Annotated in this window: 14 protein-coding genes and 1 pseudogene; 6 read left to right on the forward strand and 9 right to left on the reverse strand. The window is 72.4% G+C overall.

Features of this window, described 5'->3' with window-relative positions:
* Positions 1-39: 39 nt before the first annotated feature.
* Together ACFYNS_RS00815 and ACFYNS_RS00820 are read left to right on the forward strand one after the other, a co-directional pair.
* Positions 40-378: a hypothetical protein gene (locus ACFYNS_RS00815; RefSeq protein WP_388599859.1), complete on the forward strand. Its 339-nt coding sequence runs from the start codon at positions 40-42 to the stop codon at positions 376-378.
* A gap of 71 nt (positions 379-449) precedes the next feature.
* A complete protein-coding gene (locus ACFYNS_RS00820) occupies positions 450-1,079 on the forward strand; it encodes a hypothetical protein (protein ID WP_360296815.1) in 630 nt (209 codons plus the stop codon).
* Between the two features lie 92 nt (positions 1,080-1,171).
* Here the strand turns inward: ACFYNS_RS00820 and ACFYNS_RS00825 are convergent.
* The 4 genes and pseudogenes from ACFYNS_RS00825 to ACFYNS_RS00840 form a co-directional block, all read right to left on the reverse strand.
* A pseudogene (locus ACFYNS_RS00825) lies at positions 1,172-1,756 on the reverse strand (LysR substrate-binding domain-containing protein); the annotation flags it as partial.
* Positions 1,757-1,786: 30 nt separating this feature from the next.
* Positions 1,787-2,956: a 2Fe-2S iron-sulfur cluster-binding protein gene (locus tag ACFYNS_RS00830; protein WP_388599862.1), complete on the reverse strand. Its 1,170-nt coding sequence runs from the start codon at positions 2,954-2,956 to the stop codon at positions 1,787-1,789.
* The gene (locus ACFYNS_RS00835) at positions 2,953-4,221 is read right to left on the reverse strand and encodes an SRPBCC family protein (protein WP_388599865.1); all 1,269 of its coding nucleotides are present in this window, start codon (positions 4,219-4,221) and stop codon (positions 2,953-2,955) included. The genes ACFYNS_RS00830 and ACFYNS_RS00835 overlap by 4 nt, the downstream gene beginning before the upstream one ends.
* Before the next feature lie 108 nt (positions 4,222-4,329).
* A complete protein-coding gene (locus ACFYNS_RS00840) occupies positions 4,330-6,375 on the reverse strand; it encodes an FAD-dependent oxidoreductase (protein ID WP_388599867.1) in 2,046 nt (681 codons plus the stop codon).
* Between the two features lie 577 nt (positions 6,376-6,952).
* Between ACFYNS_RS00840 and ACFYNS_RS00845 the strand changes: the two genes are divergently transcribed.
* On the forward strand, positions 6,953-7,630 hold the full coding sequence (locus tag ACFYNS_RS00845) for an LPXTG cell wall anchor domain-containing protein (RefSeq protein ID WP_388599870.1): 678 nt from the start codon (positions 6,953-6,955) through the stop codon (positions 7,628-7,630).
* A 141-nt stretch (positions 7,631-7,771) separates the two neighbouring features.
* The gene (locus ACFYNS_RS00850; RefSeq protein WP_388599872.1) at positions 7,772-8,050 is read left to right on the forward strand and encodes a hypothetical protein; all 279 of its coding nucleotides are present in this window, start codon (positions 7,772-7,774) and stop codon (positions 8,048-8,050) included.
* A gap of 190 nt (positions 8,051-8,240) precedes the next feature.
* On the opposite strand, the gene ACFYNS_RS00855 is transcribed toward ACFYNS_RS00850, so the two are convergent.
* Positions 8,241-9,551 carry an aspartate aminotransferase family protein gene (locus tag ACFYNS_RS00855; RefSeq protein WP_360301602.1) on the reverse strand — a complete coding sequence of 437 codons (1,311 nt, stop codon included), beginning with the start codon at positions 9,549-9,551 and terminating at the stop codon, positions 8,241-8,243.
* Positions 9,552-9,684: 133 nt separating this feature from the next.
* On the opposite strand from ACFYNS_RS00855, the gene ACFYNS_RS00860 reads away from it, so the two are divergent.
* The gene (locus ACFYNS_RS00860) at positions 9,685-10,620 is read left to right on the forward strand and encodes a LysR family transcriptional regulator (RefSeq protein WP_360301605.1); all 936 of its coding nucleotides are present in this window, start codon (positions 9,685-9,687) and stop codon (positions 10,618-10,620) included.
* A gap of 111 nt (positions 10,621-10,731) precedes the next feature.
* Here the strand turns inward: ACFYNS_RS00860 and katG are convergent, their stop codons facing one another.
* Complete coding sequence (gene katG / locus ACFYNS_RS00865) at positions 10,732-12,945, reverse strand: catalase/peroxidase HPI (RefSeq protein WP_388599875.1); 2,214 nt, start codon at positions 12,943-12,945, stop codon at positions 10,732-10,734.
* Positions 12,946-13,131: 186 nt separating this feature from the next.
* Here katG and ACFYNS_RS00870 point away from each other — a divergent pair, with 186 nt between their 5' ends.
* Positions 13,132-13,551, forward strand: a complete 420-nt coding sequence (locus ACFYNS_RS00870) for a Fur family transcriptional regulator (RefSeq protein WP_360301610.1) — start codon at positions 13,132-13,134, stop codon at positions 13,549-13,551.
* 47 nt (positions 13,552-13,598) lie between these two features.
* Here the strand turns inward: ACFYNS_RS00870 and ACFYNS_RS00875 are convergent, their stop codons facing one another.
* The 3 genes from ACFYNS_RS00875 to ACFYNS_RS00885 form a co-directional block, all read right to left on the reverse strand.
* Positions 13,599-15,899 (reverse strand): PI-PLC domain-containing protein, encoded by a 2,301-nt coding sequence (locus tag ACFYNS_RS00875; RefSeq protein WP_360301613.1) that lies wholly within the window; start codon positions 15,897-15,899, stop codon positions 13,599-13,601.
* 312 nt (positions 15,900-16,211) lie between these two features.
* Positions 16,212-17,147: an AraC family transcriptional regulator gene (locus ACFYNS_RS00880; protein WP_360301616.1), complete on the reverse strand. Its 936-nt coding sequence runs from the start codon at positions 17,145-17,147 to the stop codon at positions 16,212-16,214.
* A gap of 122 nt (positions 17,148-17,269) precedes the next feature.
* Positions 17,270-18,196 carry an NADP-dependent oxidoreductase gene (locus ACFYNS_RS00885; RefSeq protein WP_388599879.1) on the reverse strand — a complete coding sequence of 309 codons (927 nt, stop codon included), beginning with the start codon at positions 18,194-18,196 and terminating at the stop codon, positions 17,270-17,272.
* Between the last annotated feature and the right edge of the window lie 48 nt (positions 18,197-18,244).

Raw genomic sequence — 18,244 nt, forward strand, 5'->3', positions numbered from 1 at the left:
GGACACAAGGTCATCTGGGTCCACCACGTCGAGGGCGCCATGAACACCGTGGTCGCCAAGGAAGCGAAGGCGGAATGCCGGGCCGGTTCCCAGGAAGGGGCTTCCTACCATCCCGTCGGGAAGTTCAAGAATTACCGCCCGGCGTCCGGAAGCACACAGATCACGGTGATCAGCAAGAAGGAATCCAAGCAGAAGAAGCTCACCGCGCGAAACGGCGGTATCGCACACGTCAAAACCTGCGCCGACCCCGACGGCAAGCAATTCGACGGCGGCCAGCGGAAGGCGGACACCAGCGACTGCTGGGGGTTGAACTTCTACGATGTGAAAATCGACCGCGAGAACCGCATCACCAGTATGACCGAGGTCTACTCCTCGTAGCCCGGCCGCGGTGCCAGGTCGCCCGGAGGGCGGGCGGTGCCGGAAGACCGGGCGCATGCCGCCACGCGGCCGTGACAGACAGCGAGGAGGAGACCGTGCGCTTCACCGCTCCGGCCGACACCCCGCCACGCCCCTCCGTCGACGCGTTCCTCTCGGCCGTGGACCGGTCGATGAACAGCAACACCCTGCTGCTGGAGTTCGCCGCCGAGACACCCCTCACCCAGGACAACAGGCAGTGCGTTCTCCGCGCCTTCCTCCGCAGCGGCCTGTTCGAGGAGCTGCTGCGGGCCGCCGACCGCCTGCGCGGTTGGTACAACCTGTCCGAGCACAGGGGCGGGGACGAGGAGGAGCGGGCGCTCCCCCGTGCGGGATTCCGCGCCGCCATCCGGCCGCTGGACGGCCCCGGGCTGCTGGCGAGGCTGGAGTGGATGCTCTGCCGGGCGCCCGGCCCCGGTCGGCGGCACTGCTCGGAGGCGGATGCAAGGCGCCTCGTCCGCAGCGCCGTGCACGAGCTGCTGGGCGCGGACCCGTGCGCGTGGCAGTTCGGCTCGGTGGAGCCCGACTTCCTGCGGTCGAGCGGGTACTTCAGCGGCGAGGAACCGCTGCGGCCGGTGTACTTCGACGGCGGCGACGCCGACACCGCCACGCTCCTGCACCATGACCGCATCTGCTGTCTGCTGCTGACCAACGGCTCGCCCTGACCCGGGCAGCCGCGTGCCCGTGCCGGCAGGGACACGGGGGCCGTCCGCGGGGGCCTCGCCGAGCGCGACGCGACCGGTCCGAGCCCGCCGCATCACCTCGTCGGCAGCAACCGCGCGGCGGTCGCGGTGATGGTGTCGACGGCGTGGGTGAGGACGGGGATCTCCCGTGCGCCCATGCGGGTGACGGCCATGATGCGGCGGGCCGGCGCCGGCTCACCGTGCAGCGGGAGGCGCGCGACCAGCGCCTCCTCGCCCAGCTGCGCGAGGCGCGGTACGAGGATGACGCCGAAGCCGTGGGCGACCGGTGCCGTGCCGGTCCCCCACTCGTCGGCGTGGTGGGCGATGTGCGGGGTGAACCCGGCACTCATGCAGGCGGCCAGGACCAACTGGTGGTAGCTGGTGCCGGGGTTGCCCAGGATCCACGGCTCCCTGGCCGCGTCGGCCGGCGTGACGCGTTCCCGCCGGGTGGGCTCGTGCCCCTGAGGGGCGATCAGGTCCAGCGGGTCCTCCAGCAGCGGCTGCTGGTCGAACCGCTCGTCCGTCAGCGCCGGGGAGTCCGAGGTGACCACCAGCAGAGCCAGGTCGGCCTCTTCCGAGAGCAGCAGGTCGAAGCACCGGTCGGGTTCGGCTTCGATGAACCGCACCGTCAGATGCGGATAGCTGTCGCGCAGCCGCGCGGCCGTCCGGGGCCGGGTACGAGCCGGCCGTCAGGCGTCGATGACCAGATTCTCCAACGGTGTCGCACAGCACAGGAGGATCTTGTTCTGCGCGCTGTCCCGCGGCCGCAGGCCGCCCTGGTGCCGCATGCTGACCGACCCCTGGTGGAGAGTCGTGACGCAGGTGCCGCACAGCCCCTCGCCGCACGACGAGGGAAGGGTGATCCCGGCGCGGGCCGCGGCCTCCAGAACCGGCGTCCCGGCGTCGCACTCGATGGTCGTTCCGCTGCGGGACAGTTCCACGGTGAACCGCGGCGCGGGCCCGGAGTCCCCCGCGGAGCGGGCCGGGTCGGGGGCGGACGCGAGGGCGGGGGCGCACGCAGGTGCGGGCGCGGGCGCGGGCACAGGTCCGGGCCCGGGGGCCTCGAAGCTCTCCTCGTGGTAGCGGGCCTCCGGATGGCCCGCCGCGTGGAGCATCCGGCGCACGGCCCGCATGTAGCCCGCGGGTCCGCAGCAGAACACCTCGCGGTCCAGGAGGTCGGGGACGATCTCCTGGAGCATCCCGAGGGAGAGACGTCCCCGGTGGCCTTGCCACCGCTCGGCCCTCCCGCCGTCCTCGCAGACATGGGCGACCCGGATGGCGGGCGCGGTGGCCGCCATCAGCGCGAGTTCCTGCCGGAAGGGGATGTCGGCGGGGGTGCGTGCACTGTGCACGAACGCCACATCCGCCGGGGAAGCGAGGTCGTACAGGGTCCTGGTCATCGACATCAACGGCGTCACTCCGCTGCCTCCGGACAGGAACAGATAGGCGGACGCCGGATGCCGGGCCGTGGAGAACCGGCCCATCGGTCCCCTGGCGCGGACGACGGCCCCGGGGACGAGGACGTCGTGCAGCCAGTTCGAGACCCGGCCGCCGGGCACGCGCTTGACGGTGATCGTGGCCAGGTGCGGACGCGAGGGCGGCGAGGAGAGCGTGTAGCAGCGGGAGACCTCCCTGCCGTCGATCTCGAAGGTGAAGGCGAGGTACTGGCCCGGGTCGTGCCGGAAGAGTCCGGGGCCGGCCGGTTCGAACGCGAAGGTCTTGGTGTCGTGGTTGACGTCGTGGACCTGTTTGCAGACCAGCACATGGTCCACCGGACCGTCCGCTGCGCCCTCCGCCGTGCGGAAGGCCGCCGGCTGCCGCAGCGCTTCCCGGCCGGGGTCGGTGAGGACATCGTTCATCGGTTCAGCTCCTCGCGCAGACGGGCGATGTACCAACTGCAGAACGCCTCGACCTGGTATTCCGTCGGGGCGTAGGGGCCCGGCCGGTACGCGGGGCCGGAGACCCCGCGCTGGGCCAGCGCGACCAGGCGCGCGTCCTGCTCGTTCGTCGCGCGCCAGACCCGCTGGAGGGTGTCGGGGTCGTAGTCGACACCCTCCCGGGCTTCCGGATGGACCAGCCAGGTGGTGCGCAGCAGCGTCCGGTCCGCGGCGAGCGGCAGCACGCTGAAGGCGATGGCGTGGTCGGCGAGCACGTGGAACCACGAGTTGGGCTGCAGGTGCAGGGCCAGATGCCCGAGGCGGGCCGTGGGCAGGTCGCCCAGGCGCCGTCGGCAGGCGGCCGTGCCGTCGGGGGTGAAGGACTCACCGGCGAGGTCGAGCGCGTCCCGCTGGATGCGGAAGGCGGTGCTGCGGTCGTCCAGTTCCTCGATGAGCGCGTACGGCAGCCCCAGTTGCTCGTAGGTGGCGCGCAGTTCCGCGTCGGCCCGCAGGTACCGTTCGTGCGCCGGGCGCAGCCGCGGGGGAAGGTCCGCCTCGGAGTAGCCGTAGGTGGGGAAGAAGGTGCGCAGCAGTTCGGGGTGCTCGTCGCAGTGGTAGCACTCGCGGTTGTTCTCCATCACGAGCTTCCAGTTGCCCTCCTCCACGAGTTCGCTGCGGGCTGCCACCTTGGCCCGGCGCAGGTCGTGGGGAAGGAGGTAGGGCTCGATGCGCGAGGCGACCTCGTCGAAGCCAGGGGGAGGCTGCTCGGCGAGGCAGACGAAGACGAGTCCGCCGACGCTGCGCACGTGCACGGGGGCGAGTCCGAAGCAGTCGCGGTCGAAGCCGGCGGGCTGGGAGGGCGCGTGCAGCAGTCTGCCGTCCAGACCGTAGGTCCATTTGTGGTATCCGCAGACCAGGTTCCCGGCCGAGCCCTTCCCTCCCTCCACGATGCGGGCGCCCCGGTGCCGGCACACGTTGTGGAAGGCGCGCAGCTCCTCCTCGTCGTCGCGGACGAGCAGAACCGAGTACGGCCCGATCTCCACCGAGGTGCGGTCGCCCGGCTCGGGCAGCTCGGCGTCGACGGCCACACAGATCCACTGGCGGGCGAAGACGGCGGCGATGTCGAAGTCGAAGAACTCCCGGTCGGTGTAGAAGGAGCCCTCCAGGCTGCGCCCGGCAACCCGTCGTGCCACCGCCTCGTGGATCCGGTCGGTCTGCGTGGCGGGGGTGCTTTCCAGTGAGGTCACGTTTCTCCCTTCGGCGCGGGCCGAGGCGGGCTCCGGCGCACGGTCGGTGCGGCGCCGCACCGGTGGGTCCTGCGGCCCGGTGTCGGCGGCGGTGGCAGCGGCGTCGGATCACATCGGCAGGCAGAGGCGCAGGCCGTCCAGGACCGCGGAGTGGATGTTGCGGCTGGTGACGGCGTCACCGATGCGGAAGAGCTGGTAGCGGCCCGCGGGGTTGGCGCCGGCCGGCTGCGGCTCACCGGCCAGCAGCGCGCGGTGGTCCAGCCGTCCGAGGTTGCGTGAGCCGGGGAGCAGTTCGTGGTGGAGGTCCGCGTTGGGCAGCGTGCCGTGCTCCACCACGACGTGTTCCACTGTCCGTTCGGCCTCCGTCGCCGCGTACTCGCTGCGCAGTGCCGCGGCGAGCCGGCCGTCCCCGGCGCGGCGCACGGAGGTGAGCCGGTGCGCCAGCGTGGTGCGTACCTCGTGTTCGGCGAAGACCCGCAGGTAGGGGGGCGCGTTCATGCTGCCGACGTCGGGAGCGGGCATCCGCTCGGGGGTCACGTACTCGACGGGGACCTCCTGGCGCGCCAGCACTTCCACCGCGTCCAGTGCCGGGTAGGCGCCGTTGTCGTCGTAGACCAGCACCCGTCCGCGGGGGCGCAGGGCGCCGCTGAGCACGTCCCAGGTGTCGGACACCAGGTCGGCGCCGCCGGCGAGGAAGGAGGCGTCGGGTGTGCCGCCGGTGGCGATCAGGACGAGGTCGGGCTCTTCGGCCAGTACGTCCGCCGCCTCGGCCAGCACGCCGAACCGCAGTTCGACGCCGAGCACGCCGCACTCGGCGACGCGCCAGTCCACGATGCCGAGCAGGTCCCGCCTGCGGGGATTCGCGGCGGCGAGGCGGATCTGGCCGCCGGGCTGGTCCGCCGCCTCGAACAGGACGACCTCATGGCCGCGTTCGCCCAGCACCCGGGCCGCCTCCAGTCCGGCGGGTCCGCCGCCGACGACCACCGCCTTCCGCCGCGAGGCCGCCGCCGGGACGGTGTGCGGCAGCCGCAGCTCCCGGCCGGTGGCGGGGTTGTGCAGGCACTTGGTGTCCCCGGAGTCGTAGATCGCATCCAGGCAGTAGCTCGCTCCCACGCAGGGGCGGATCCGGTCCTCGCGCCCGTCGGCCACCTTGGCGACCAGGTGGGGGTCGGCTATCTGGGCCCGGGTCATGCCGACCAGGTCCAACTGGTCCTCCCGCACGGCGTGCCGCGCGGTGGCCACGTCGGCGATCCGTCCGGCGTGCATCACCGGGATCTCCAGGCTGCGCTTGACCTCGGCGGTGAAGTCGAGAAACGGCGCCGAGGGCGTCCCCATCGACGGGATGACCCGCGAGAGCGACGCGTCGCTCTCGATGGAACCCCGGATGGTGCTGACGAAGTCGACGCCGTCCGCGAGGTAGTCGCGGAGCGCGCTCAGCGCCTCACCGAGACCGAGTCCGGCCGGCTGGTCCTCGTCCAGCGCCATGCGGATGCCCACGACGAAATCGGGGCCGACGGCGGACCGGATCGCGCGGATCACCCGGCGCGGAAAGGCCGTGCGGTTCGCGAGCGTTCCGCCGAACCGGTCGTCGCGGTGATTGGTGGCCGGGGACAGGAAGCTGTCCAGGAGGTGGCCGTAGTGCTGGATCTCTATGCCGTCGAGACCACCGGCCCGGCAGCGGGCGGCGGCGTCCGCGTAGTCCTGCACGACGCGGTCCAGGTCCCACGGCTCGGCTTCCTTGGGAAAGGCACGATGGGCGGGTTCCCGTACCGGCGAGGCGGACAGCACGGGCAGCCAGTCGCCCGCGTAGTTGCTGGTGCGCCGTCCCAGATGGGTGATCTGGCACATGACCGCGGACCCTGCGTCGTGCACCTCGTCGGCCAGCCTGCGGAAGCAGGGCACGATCTCGTCGCGGTAGAGCAGCAGGTTGCCGAACGAGGGCGGGCTGTCGGGTGACACCACCGCCGAGCCGCCGATCATCGTCAACCCGGCCCCGCCGCGGGCCTTTTCCACGTGGTACATCCGGTAGCGGTCCCCGGGCAGGCCGTTCTCGCCGAACGCCGGCTCGTGCGAGGTGCTGACCACTCTGTTGCGCAGCGTGATGTTCTTGAGGGTGAAGGGTTGGAGCAGGGGGTCCGTGACTCGCGTTCGCATGACACTCCTTGTGAACCCGTCGGGCGGCCCGGGATGGCGCCAGGACGTCCGCGTGGTCGCTGGCGTTCCGTCCCCGCGGCGTGCGGTCGTTCGGGAACGGACGCACCGGACCGGAAGCAGCGGGCCGCAGCCGTGTGCGCCCTGAGCGGTACGTCTCCAGCGTGGGGGCGGCGGTCCTGGCGGACAATCAAGCGGTCTCACAGGAAACCGTGCAAAGCCCCTGCATGATCAACAGGTGCGGTGTCCCTTCCCGGGGCACACCGGGCCTGCTAGTGCTCTGTGCGGAGGAGTTCGCCGGGGCCGGTGGCGGGGTGGACCCCGAGCGGGCCGAACGCGTCGACGGGGAAGACCCGGTCGGGGGCAGCGGTCCCGTGCTTCCCGCATCCGACCGCCACGACCACCAACCCGGCGGCCCCAGACGGCCAGAGCACTTGGCCGGATGGTTATGCGTCATCAATGGTGTGTTGCAGTGGGAAATCAGCTCACAGGGTGCTTATCCGGCTTGACCTGGGATCGGCGAGCGGGCAACGCTGAGCCGCCCACCCCCCTTCGGTTCTCTCAAGAAGTTGGTAGCCCTATGCGCACCTTCTCTTCGGCATGCACCGTGGTGGCGGGGGTGGCGGTTTCGCTGCTTCTCGGATCGGTGGCACACGCCACGCCGGCGGGTGACAACGGGACCGTGAAGATCCACGACGCCAGGACTGGCGAGGCACTCCGTAGGAACCAGCCACATGTGTGCACGTTCTACCTCGATGCGTTCGGCTTCGACGGCCGGCAGCAGGTGGACTGGCGGATCGTCCAGATGCCGCCCACCGGCTCGAAGGGAACCGTGGCCAAGAGCGACTCCTTGGACCTGGACGGCGACGGACACGGTCGCAGCGCAGATCTGACCCTGCCTGACGGCCACTACAAGCTGGTCTGGAACTTCGACGGCGAGCACGGCCGCGCCAAGCACAAGGTCTTCTGGACCGACTGCGAGGGCGACGAGGAGCCGAGCGAGAAGCCCGGCGACAAGCCCAGCGAGAAGCCCTCCGACCAGCCTTCGGCCCCCGCGTCGTCCGCCTCGGCCTCCGCCCCCGCAGCCTCGACCGGTGGCCCGTCCGCGTCCCCGTCCCCGTCCCCGTCCCCGAACGGTGGCTCCGGTGATCTCGCCGCGACAGGTACTTCGGTGGCCGCTGCCTCCGTGGCAGCCGCGCTGCTGCTGGGCGCCGGCGGCCTTCTGGTGGCACGTCGCCGGGCGCGCGGCCGCTCCTGACGGTCCGGCCCGGCACCGTGGGTGCCCGGCAGTCCGGCAGCCGGGCCGGGCTGCCGGGCACCCGCCCCGACGGGCGGGCGGCGCCCGGTGGGGACGGCGCCCTGCGAGGACGACGGGGAACGGAGCTGATTTCATTCCCGTATGGAAATACTCTTCTGGGTTCCCGTGGCCTTCCTGCTGTACGGGGCTGTGCGCGCTGTCGAGGTCCGGATCTCCCGCTCGGATCGGCAACTGGCACGGGTCGAACGCAAGCTGGACCTGGTGCTGGACCATCTGGGGCTGCAGGAGCACGATCCGCGGCTGGGTGAGGTCATCGAACTCCTGCGCAGCGGCAAGAGGATCCATGCGGTCAAGCGCTACCGGGAGTTGACGGGCGTGGACCTGAAGCAGGCCAAGGAGGCCGTCGAGCGCCTGGGCTAGCGCTCTGGCCGGCCGCGCACCGCGGCCAGGCACTCGTCGTACAGCTCCATGAGGGCTCGGCGGGTGCCCGCCGAGCGCGTCCGTCATCACCCGCTCGAACCGGTCCTGGTCGCCGCCGAGGAGGTCCTCCTCGGACGTGCTCCTGCCGCCGCGGAGCGTCCGGTGGCGGCAGGAGCCGGGTGCGGGCCGGTCAGGCGCCGGGCCGCCCGGGGGCGACCTTCTCGATCGCGGCGGCGAGGATGTCGATTCCGGCGTGGAGCTCGTCCTCCGTCACGGTCATCGGCGGCGCGATGCGGAAGGTGCCTCCCATACCGGGGAGTTGGACGATGTTGAGGTGCAGTCCGCGGTCGAGGCACTCCTGGGTGACCGCCTGCCCCGCCTTGTCGGCAGGGGTCCTGCGCTGCCTGTCGGTGACCAGTTCCACGCCTTGGAGCAGGCCGCGGCCGCGTACGTCGCCGACGATGTCGTACCGGTCGCGCAGATCCTCCAGCCGCGCGGTGAGCTGCCGGCCGAGCGCGGCAGCCCTGTCGACGAGTCCGTCGCGCTGGATCACCGAGAGCACCGTGGCCCCGACGGTCGCCGCCAGCGGGTCGGAGACGTGCGTCGTGAAGAAGAGGAAGCCCCGCTCGTGGCACACGCGCTCGATGTGCTCGCCGGTGAGCACCGCGGCCACCGGCAGGCCCGACCCCAGCGTCTTGGAGAGGGTCAGCAGATCCGGGACGACGCCGTCGCGCTCGAAGGCGTACATCGTCCCGGTGCGGCCGAGCCCGGTCTGGGCCTCGTCGAGGATGAGCAGCATCCCGCGCTCCTCGCACAGTTCCTTGAGGCGGGCGAGGTAGCCGGGCGGCAGCTCGATGATGCCGGCCGAGGAGAGCACCGGTTCCACCAGGCACGCGGCGAGGCTCCCGGAGGACTGCTGATCGATCTGGGCGAAACCGTACGCCAGCTCCGCCTCCCAGTCGTAGGAACCGTCCGAGGTGCGGAACGGGGACCGGTAGGCGTTCGGCGTCGGCAGGGAGAAGTTGCCGGGGGTCGGGGGCCCGTAGCCGCGCCGCCCGGCCGAGTAGGTCGCCGACGCGGCGCCGTGGGACATGCCGTGCCAGGAGCGGTCGAACGAGACGATCTCGTACCGGCCGGTGTAGAGCTTGGCGAGCTTGATCGCCGCCTCGTTCGACTCGGCGCCGGTGCTCAGCAGCAGCATCTTGCCCAGCTCGGGGGGCAGGGTCTCGGCGAGCGCCGCGGCCAGGTCGAGGACGGGGCGGCTGAGCATGCCGCTGAAGAGGTGGTCGAGTGACCCGATCGCTGTCGAGACCGCCGAGACGATGTCGGGGTGCGAGTGGCCGAGCACGGAGCTCATCTGGCCGGAGGTGAAGTCCAGTATCGCGTTGCCCTCGTCGTCGTAGACGTAGGCTCCGGCGGCGCGTTCGACGACGCGTGGGCTGAAGGGCGCGCCGTAGCGGATCAGCAGGCGGTCGGCATCTGCCCAGAAGGGGGTGTCCATGTGCACTTCCTCACCGACGGGCGCCTCGCGGCGGAGGCGCTGGTTTCCACACGGACCACCATCACCTCCCGACATCCCTCATAACAAGCAAACAAAATCGATGGACCATTCGGCATCGGCTTACGATGAGTCCATGCTCAGCACCCGCCGCCTGGAGATCCTGCACGCCGTGCTCGCTGCCGGGTCGGTCAACGCCGCCGCCAGGAACCTCAACTACTCGCCGGCGACGATCAGCCAGCACCTCACGGCCCTCGCCAGGGAGACCGGGCTGGTGCTGTTCGAGAAGGAGGGCCGGGGGATCGTCCCCACCGAGGCCGCGCTCCACCTGGCGGAGCAGGCGCAGAGCGTACTCGCGGACTTCGCCCGGCTGGAGCGCACCGTCGCGGACCTGCGCGCGGGCCAGGGCGAGCACCTGGCGCTGGCCTGCTTCGCCTCGGCGGCGGAGGAGCTGATCCCCGAGGTGGTGCGCGCGGTCCGGGAGCTGCGGCCGAACATCACCACGGAGGTCAGTCTCAACGAGCCCGTCGACGGACGCGGCCGCCGCCGGCCCGACCTCGACATCAGGACCGAACCCGTCGACGGTGCCGAGATCCGGCTGGAGGGGTACCGGCGCCATGAGCTGCTCACCGAGGAGCTGCTCGCGGTCCTTCCGGCCGCGCATCCGCTGGCGGGCGCACGCTCCGTCGCGCTCGGCGAACTGCGCACCGAGCCGTGGATCGACCACGACATCTACGACAGCCCGACCGGGCAGATCATCCTGGGTGCCTGCGCCGCGGCCGGGTTCGCGCCGCGCTACGTCGCCCGGCTCGACAACCACCACGCCGCGCTCAGTCTGGTGCGGGCCGGCATCGGCATCACCGTCCTGCCCCGGCTGGCGGTGCCCGATCCGCCCGGCACGCTGGTTGCCGTACCACTGACCCCGGCGGTCAGGAGGCGCATCGTGCTGCACGCACGGCTGCATCCCCGCCGCGGGGGCCTCGTCGCGGCCGCGGCCGCGCGGCTCCGTTCGGCGGCCGGGCACTGGGCGGCCCGGCACGGTCAAGAGGCGCCCGGCGACGGCAGGGACTGACCGGGTGGGCTCCCGGGCCGCCGGGGGCGGGAGACGGAACGGGCCCGGACCGGCGAACCGGCCCGGGCCCTGCTGCCGGGCGCCCGTGTCAGGTGCTGCGGCCTGCCGAACTCAGCGCAGGTCGAACCGGTCCAGGTTCATCACCTTGTCCCAGGCGGCGACGAAGTCGCGCACGAACTTCTCCCCCGCGTCGTCGCTCGCGTAGACCTCGGCGAGCGCGCGCAGCTCCGAGTTGGAGCCGAAGACCAGGTCGGCGCGGCTGCCCGTCCACCGGACCTCGCCCGTGGCCGCGTCCCGGCCCTCGAAGGTGCTCTGGTCCTCGGACGTGGCCCGCCAGGTCGTGCCGAGGTCGAGCAGGTTGACGAAGAAGTCGTTGGTCAGCCTGCCGGGGGTGTCGGTGAACACGCCGGGCTTCGTGGATCCGGAGCTCACGCCCAGGGCACGCAGACCGCCGACGAGGACCGTCATCTCGGGGGCACTGAGGGTGAGCAGGTTGGCCCGGTCCAGCAGCAGGTACTCGGCCGGCAGCCGGTTGCCCTTGCCCTGGAAGTTGCGGAACCCGTCGGCCGTGGGCTCCAGCGCGGCGAAGGACTCCGCGTCGGTGTGCTCCTCGGTCGCGTCGACCCGGCCCGGCGCGAACGGAACCTCGACCGGGTACCCGGCGTCCCGGGCGGCCAGCTCGACCGCCGCGCAGCCGCCGAGGACGATCAGGTCGGCCAGCGAGACCTGCTTGCCGCCGGAGTTGAACTCCCGCTGGACGGACTCCAGGGTGCTCAGCACCGTGGCGAGCTCGTCGGGGTCGTTGGCCTCCCAGCCGCGCTGCGGCTCCAGGCGGATGCGGGCGCCGTTGGCGCCGCCGCGCTTGTCGCTGCCGCGGAAGGTCGAGGCCGACGCCCAGGCGGTGGTGACCAGTTGCGCCACGGTCAGCCCCGAGTCGAGCAGCCGGGCCTTGAGGGCCGCGACATCCTCGGCTCCGAGTGCCTCTCCCCCGGCCTCGGGCAGCGGGTCCTGCCACAGCAGGGTCTCCTCGGGTACCTCCGGGCCCAGATACAGCGACTTGGGTCCCATGTCGCGGTGGGTGAGCTTGTACCAGGCACGGGCGAAAGCGTCGGCGAACTCCTCGGGGTCCGCGTGGAAGCGGCGGGAGATCTGCTCGTAGACGGGGTCGAAGCGCAGCGCGAGGTCCGTGGTGAGCATGGACGGGGCGATCTTCTTCGACGCGTCGTGGGCGTGCGGGACGGTTCCGGCGCCGGCACCGTCCTTGGGCCGCCACTGCTGGGCACCGGCCGGGCTCTCGGTCAGCTCCCACTCGTAGCCGAAGAGGTTGTCGAAGAAGCCGTTGCTCCACCGGGTGGGTGTGGCGGTCCAGGTGACCTCCAGGCCGGAGGTGATGGCGTCCGCGCCCTTGCCGGTGCCGAAGGAGTTGCGCCAGCCCAGGCCCTGCTCCTCCAGCGAGGCGGCCTCGGGATCGGCGCCGACGTTATCGGCCGGGCCCGCGCCGTGGGTCTTGCCGAAGGTGTGGCCTCCGGCGATCAGGGCGACGGTCTCCTCGTCGTTCATCGCCATCCGGCGGAACGTCTCCCGGATGTCCCGGGCCGCCGCGACCGGGTCCGGGTTGCCGTTGGGGCCCTCCGGGTTGACGTAGATGAGGCCCATCTGGACCGCGCCGAGCGGGTTCTCCAGCTCCCGGTCGCCCGTGTAGCGCTCGTCGCCCAGCCAGGTCGTCTCCGGGCCCCAGTACACGTCCTCCTCGGGCTCCCAGACGTCCTCGCGTCCGCCGGCGAATCCGAAGGTCCTGGCCCCCATGGACTCCAGCGCGACGTTTCCGGCCAGGATCAGCAGGTCGGCCCAGGAGAGCGCGCTGCCGTACTTCTTCTTGACCGGCCACAGCAGCCGGCGGGCCTTGTCGAGGTTCGCGTTGTCCGGCCAGCTGTTGAGGGGGGCGAACCGCTGCTGGCCCGCCCCGGCGCCGCCGCGCCCGTCGCTGATCCGGTAGGTGCCCGCGCTGTGCCAGGCCATCCTGATGAGGAAGGGGCCGTAGTGGCCGAAGTCGGCCGGCCACCAGTCCTGCGAGGTGGTCAGCACCTCGGCGATGTCCTGCTTGACGGCCGGGAGGTCGAGGCCCGTGAAGGCCTCGGCGTAGTCGAACCCGTCGCCCAGCGGATTGGCCACGGCGGGGTTCTTGGCGAGGATCTTCAGATTCAGCCGGTCGGGCCACCACTGGCGGTTCCCGCCGCCCTGTGTCGGGTGGGGGGCGCGCGCGACCGGGCAGCCCGCGTCCTCCGCCTTCGCGTCCACGACGATCGCCTCATGATTCTCAGACATGGGATCCCTCCGGATTCGGCGGACCACGGCCCAGGAACTGCCCGACGACGGTCGTTTCCTGCTGTGTCCTGCCCCTTGGCTGTCGCTGGAGCCGATCCTACGATGGACAAATTCCAAGTCAATACGACAACCACTTCGGGAATTCCTGCTGTCGGCGGGCTGTCGGGTGATGAATGGACTGGTGGCATGAGTGACCTGCTGGAACGGCTTCGCCGACGCGGCTGGCGGATGACCGCCCAGCGCCGGGTTGTCGCCGAGGTACTCGACGGCGAGCACGTCCACCTCACCGCGGACGAGGTACTGGCACGGGCGGCCGCCAGGCTGCCGGAGATCTCCCGCGCGACGGTCTACAACGCCCTGGGCGAACTGGTGCTGCTGGGCGAGGTCCGCGAGGTGGCCACCGACGGCCGCGCCAAGCGCTACGACCCCAACGCGCACCGGTCACACCACCATCTGGTGTGCTCCGACTGCGGCACCATCCGGGACGTCCACCCCGGTGGCGACCCGCTGGCCGACCTGCCGGCCTCCGAGCGGTTCGGCTTCACCGTCTCCGGCGCCGAATTGACCTACCGGGGCCGGTGCCCCGACTGCGCCGCCCGGGCCTGAACCGGCGCCGCGCCGAGCACGGCCGGTCGGCGCCGCGCCCGGGGCGTTCAGGGGCGCCGCCCCGCGTTGAGGGTGTCGACGGCGGCCGCCGCGTCGCCGAGATTGGCGAAGTCGACGGCGACGAAGTTCACCGGGTGATCGCGCTCGGCCTCGCAGCGCCGGGCCCGGTCGAGGACGAACCCCTTCGCGTTGACCTCCCGCGCATCGATCCGGCTGCCGCCGCCGCTGGTGATGAAGTGGTTCATCAGGAAGAGCCGCTTGCCCGTCCCGCCCCGGTTGGGCGCGCACGACATCTTCCGGGGGGAGGAGAAGGCGTAGGGCGTCTCCATCCCGTACCGGTAGAAGTTGCGGTACCAGGGCGCGGGCCCGTCCGCGTGCTCGGCGAAGACCACCAGGCGCTTGTCGTCCTCGATCATCTTGCCCAGCGTCGGCCACTCCGCCTTCGGATCGTCGTCGGGGGTGAACAGCAGGTCCTCCAGACCCGCCTTCCGGAACGCGGACTCCGTCTGCTTACCGGTGATGCCGTCCTGCACGATCAGTGTCACGACCTCCCCCGGGTGCTCGTCGAGCCAGGCGCGGATGTCGCGGAGGGTGTCGACGAGCGGGATGGCGCCGCCGCGGCAGACGGCATGGCACAGCCACAGGCCCGGTTCGGTGGGGGTGGCCTCGTCGATCAGTCCGGTGATCTTGTCGCGCATCTCCGGGGCGAACTCGGAGACCTTCAGCCGCTCGGCGATCTGGTCGGGCCGCTCCCAGGTGTGGGTGTCCACCAGCAGCGCCCGGGCGCCGTTGTCGAGCTGGGCGGTGATGTCGCCGTCCTGGAGGGGACTGATGAAACGGTCGGCGGTCGTCGACATCGAGTTGTGCGTGGCGACGTAGGCGGCCTGGTCGTAGCGCAGGTCGCAGGCGCGGGCCGAGCCGTTGCACAGGGTCTGCTCGGAGCCGGAGCCGCTCGCGGCGGCCGGGACGAAGGTGACCCCCAGCACCACCGCGGTGGTGGTGACCGCCGACAGCCCGGCCAGCATCCCGGTGCGGCCCCTGGTGGACAGCGACTGCGCGGCCCGGGGCCGCCGCCGCACGTAGGAGAGCGCGGCCAGCAGCACCCCGACCGCGACCGGTGTGAGGGCCGCGGAGGCTCCGGCGGCGGTGAGGGTCTCCAGCGCCGTGCTCTCCAGGTCCTCCACCAGCACGGCCAGCGAGGGCGGCCAGGAGCCCGGCGCCGTCCCCCACAGGCCGTCCGCCTTCCACTGCACCAGCCGGAACAGGCCGGCCGTCAGGAGACCGCCCGCGACCAGGCTCCAGCCGACCGTGCGCAGCCTGCGCAGCCTGCGGCGCGGTCCGGTGAGCCACAGGAAGGCGACGGACACGGCACCGACGACAACCGCGAGCGGGTAGACCCACACCAGAGCGAGCCGGGTGAAGCCCCGCGCCTCCTCCAGCGGCCCGGTGTACACGCCCCCGCTGTCCAGGTCCTTGACGACGTCCCACCGGCCGCCCTCGGTGATGCGCAGCAGCTCCTGCTCGCCCTCGTCGGCTCCGGCGCCGGCGCGTCCGCCGACCACGTGCGGTCCGACCGCGGCGAGGGCCGTGGCGACGTCCCCCACCCCGAGCGCGCCCTCGATCTGCGGGCGCAGGGACGTGCGCTGTCCCTCGGGCACGGCGGAGAGCAGCAGCTTGCTGATGTCCCGCACGGCCCGGTCGCTCAGGTCGACGGTGGGCAGGTCGGCGGGGCGCCGTCCGGCGGCGACATCGTCCAGCGCCGCGTCGATGCGCTTCACGGCGGCCGGGAAGTCGGCCTTGTCGCGGCCCTGCGCCTGGGAGACCAGACCGCCGAGGTACACCTCGGCGAGCTTGTCCATGTTGGCCAGTACCGGGGAGAGGTCGACCGAGACGGAGAGGGTGTCCTTCTCTCCCCGGAGATAGCTGGTGACCTCGGCGATCTGCTCGTCGGTGAGCTCGCGCACGGTCGCCGGGGGCAGGACCGTCTTGAGGTTCGCGGTCACCACGGACTCGGGCACCGGAAGGCGTGCCAGCAGGCTCCGGGTGACCGGCTGGGCCTCGGGGGCGACGAGCACTTCGTCGTAGAGCCGGTCGTAGGCCCGCTCCTCGTCCAGGACGTGCTGGTAGTAGCCGCGGTCCAGGACCGTGTTGCGCAGCGTGCCCACCGTCGCCAGCGCCGCCACGCACAGCGCGGCGAGCACCGCCGCCAGCGGTCGCACGACGCGCACCCAGCGCGCCCGGCGCCATGCGCCGGGCCGCGCGGCGGTGTTGGGCCGGCCGGTCGCCGAGTCGGGCTTCTCCTCGCCTCGTTCCGTGTCCGGGGCAGTGTCGTGCGTGTTGCGCGGCACCCGTACTCCTGGGGTCGTGTGCTGTTCGTGCGGGCCTGGGCGCGGCCCGGGGGCGGTGCGCCACTGCGGCGCGGGAAGCCGCGACCAGGCTATGCGCAGCGGGCGCGGGCGTGTTCCCCGGCCCGTGCGGGGACGGACGGGGCATCGGGGCCGAGGGCTGCGGGAGGGGTACCGGAACGCGTCATGGCTGTCGTCTACCCGCCGGGCGCGGCGCCATGGCCCCGGACACCCGGACGGTCCGCCGCGCGCGCCGGACGCCCGTCGACCGTGGCGTCCGGCCGCGGGAGCGGCGGACCGCTTCCGGGCCGCCTCTCAGGCCGCCCGCGCCTCGTGGCGGTAGCGGCCGGGGGCCTGCCCGTAGGCCCGCTTGAACGCCTTGGCGAACGCGTACTCGGAGCCGTATCCGGTACGGGCCGCGACGGTGGTCAGCGGCGCCCTCGAGTCGCGCAGCAGGCGCGCCGCGGTCATCATGCGCCAACGGGTGAGGTAGGCCATGGGCGGTTCGCCGACCAGTGCGGTGAACCGGCGGGCGAAGGCCGCGCGGGAGAGGCCCGCGCGCCGCGCCAGCGTCTCCACGGTCCAGGGCGCTGCCGGGTCCTGGTGGAGGGCGGTGAGGGCGGGGGCGACGGCGGGGTCGGCGAGTGCGCCGGCCCAGCCACCGGTCTCCGTGGAGGGCTGCTCCGCCAGCCAGGCGCGCAGGATGTAGAGGAGGAGCGAGTCGATCAGTGCGGGCACGATGCCGGCCGAGCCGATGCGCGGGGTCTCCAGTTCGGCGCCGAGCAACTGGACGGCGGCGGTCAGTTCGGGGTGGCGGCCGTGCCGGGTGGCGAGGTGGACGACCTCCGGGAGCCGGCCCACCAGCGGATGCGGGCGGCCCTGTTCCAGGTGGTAGTTGCCGCACAGCAGGCTGGTGCGCGGGCCGTCGCCGCCGATGGTGAGGGTTCCCAGTGGCGAACCGGGGCAGAACTGCTCGGGACGCTCCGCCTCGGCGGGGGTGTCCGGCTGGTCGGCGAGGATGTGGCCCGGGCCGTCGCGGAGGAAGACCACGTCGCCGGCGCTGAGCGCGAGGGGGGCCAGGTGCGGGGCGTTGGCCAGCGGGACCAGCCAGCAGGAGCCGTAGAGCACCACATGGAAGCCCGCACCGGCGACCGGGGGGAGGCGCAGGCCCCAGGGGGCGCGGCCGTCGGTCCGCACGGAGGTGGGCCGCCCGGTCCGCATCGAACCGAGCGCCTCGGTCAGGATGTCCATCCTCGCCTCCCCTCCCTCGGGCCCGCTGGGTCCCCTGGGGCGCCCTGATCCGCTCCTGGGCGCGCAGCCGCGTGCCCGGCGTCGCCGGGCGTCCACCCTACGGCCTGGGCCGCGGTCCACCGTCAGTCGACGGTGAGGACGACCTTGCCCTGGACCTGGCCGGATCCGACCAGTTCGTGCGCGGCGGCGGCCTCCGCCATCGGGAAGGTCCGCGCGATCCGGGGCCGGACGCGGCCGGCGTCGATGAGCCGGGCGAGCGCTTCGAGCGAGGCGTGGTCGGGCTCCACCGAGACTCCGGCGAAGGTGCGGCCCGCCGCCTCGACCTTCGCGGCCAATTCCCGGTTCCAGTGCTCCATTATGGTGACCAGGGTGCCGCCGGGCCGCAGGACGGACAGCGAGCGCAGTCCGTCGGCGTTGGAGTCGAGGACGACATCGAGGTCCCCGGTCACTTCGGTGAAGTCGGTGGTCCGGTGGTCGATGACCTCGTCCGCGCCGAGGCCGCGCACGAAGTCGTGCTTGGCCGCACTCGCCAGGCCGATCACGTGGGCACCGCGGGCCTTGGCTATCTGCACGGCGAGGTGGCCGACGCCGCCCGCCGCGCGGTGGATCAGCACCCGCTGCCCCTCCTCGATCCGGGCCGCGTCCACCAGCCCCTGCCAGGCGGTGAGGCCGGCGAGCGGGACGGCGGCGGCGTGCACGTGGTCGAGGGCGGCGGGCTTGCGGGCGACCTGGCGGGAGGGCGCGGCCGCGTACTGGGCGTAGCCGCCCGCGGCGCGGGGGAAGAACGGCATTCCGAAGACCTCGTCGCCGGGCTGGAACCGGGCGCCGGGGGCCGCCTCCTCGACGGTGCCGGAGAGGTCCCAGCCGACACCGAACGGCGGCTCGCCGAGCAGCGGGAGCGCGCCGGCTCGGACGGCGACGTCAACGGGGTTCACACCGACCGCCCGGACGCGGACGAGGACTTCGCCGCCGAGCGGGACGGGGCGGTCGGTCTCGACGGTCCGCAGGACCTCGGGGCCGCCGAAGGATTCCTGGATGACAGCACGCATTGGGGCTCTCCCTGGGGATTGTTCCGGACGTCTCCGGGTCTCTCTCCG

The sequence above is a fragment of the Streptomyces sp. NPDC006925 genome, from assembly GCF_042869575.1.
Classification (GTDB): Bacteria; Actinomycetota; Actinomycetes; order Streptomycetales; family Streptomycetaceae; genus Streptomyces.

What these genes read in the sequence shown, in the direction of transcription:
- ACFYNS_RS00830 (WP_388599862.1), bottom strand. Translation starts at nt 2,956, where the DNA reads ATGAACGATGTCCTCACCGACCCCGGCCGGGAAGCGCTGCGGCAGCCG.
- ACFYNS_RS00885 (WP_388599879.1), bottom strand. Translation starts at nt 18,196, where the DNA reads ATGCGTGCTGTCATCCAGGAATCCTTCGGCGGCCCCGAGGTCCTGCGG.
- ACFYNS_RS00880 (WP_360301616.1), bottom strand. Translation starts at nt 17,147, where the DNA reads ATGGACATCCTGACCGAGGCGCTCGGTTCGATGCGGACCGGGCGGCCC.
- ACFYNS_RS00845 (WP_388599870.1), top strand. Translation starts at nt 6,953, where the DNA reads ATGCGCACCTTCTCTTCGGCATGCACCGTGGTGGCGGGGGTGGCGGTT.
- ACFYNS_RS00840 (WP_388599867.1), bottom strand. Translation starts at nt 6,375, where the DNA reads ATGCGAACGCGAGTCACGGACCCCCTGCTCCAACCCTTCACCCTCAAG.
- ACFYNS_RS00855 (WP_360301602.1), bottom strand. Translation starts at nt 9,551, where the DNA reads ATGGACACCCCCTTCTGGGCAGATGCCGACCGCCTGCTGATCCGCTAC.
- katG (WP_388599875.1), bottom strand. Translation starts at nt 12,945, where the DNA reads ATGTCTGAGAATCATGAGGCGATCGTCGTGGACGCGAAGGCGGAGGAC.
- ACFYNS_RS00860 (WP_360301605.1), top strand. Translation starts at nt 9,685, where the DNA reads ATGCTCAGCACCCGCCGCCTGGAGATCCTGCACGCCGTGCTCGCTGCC.
- ACFYNS_RS00850 (WP_388599872.1), top strand. Translation starts at nt 7,772, where the DNA reads ATGGAAATACTCTTCTGGGTTCCCGTGGCCTTCCTGCTGTACGGGGCT.
- ACFYNS_RS00870 (WP_360301610.1), top strand. Translation starts at nt 13,132, where the DNA reads ATGAGTGACCTGCTGGAACGGCTTCGCCGACGCGGCTGGCGGATGACC.
- ACFYNS_RS00815 (WP_388599859.1), top strand. Translation starts at nt 40, where the DNA reads ATGAACACCGTGGTCGCCAAGGAAGCGAAGGCGGAATGCCGGGCCGGT.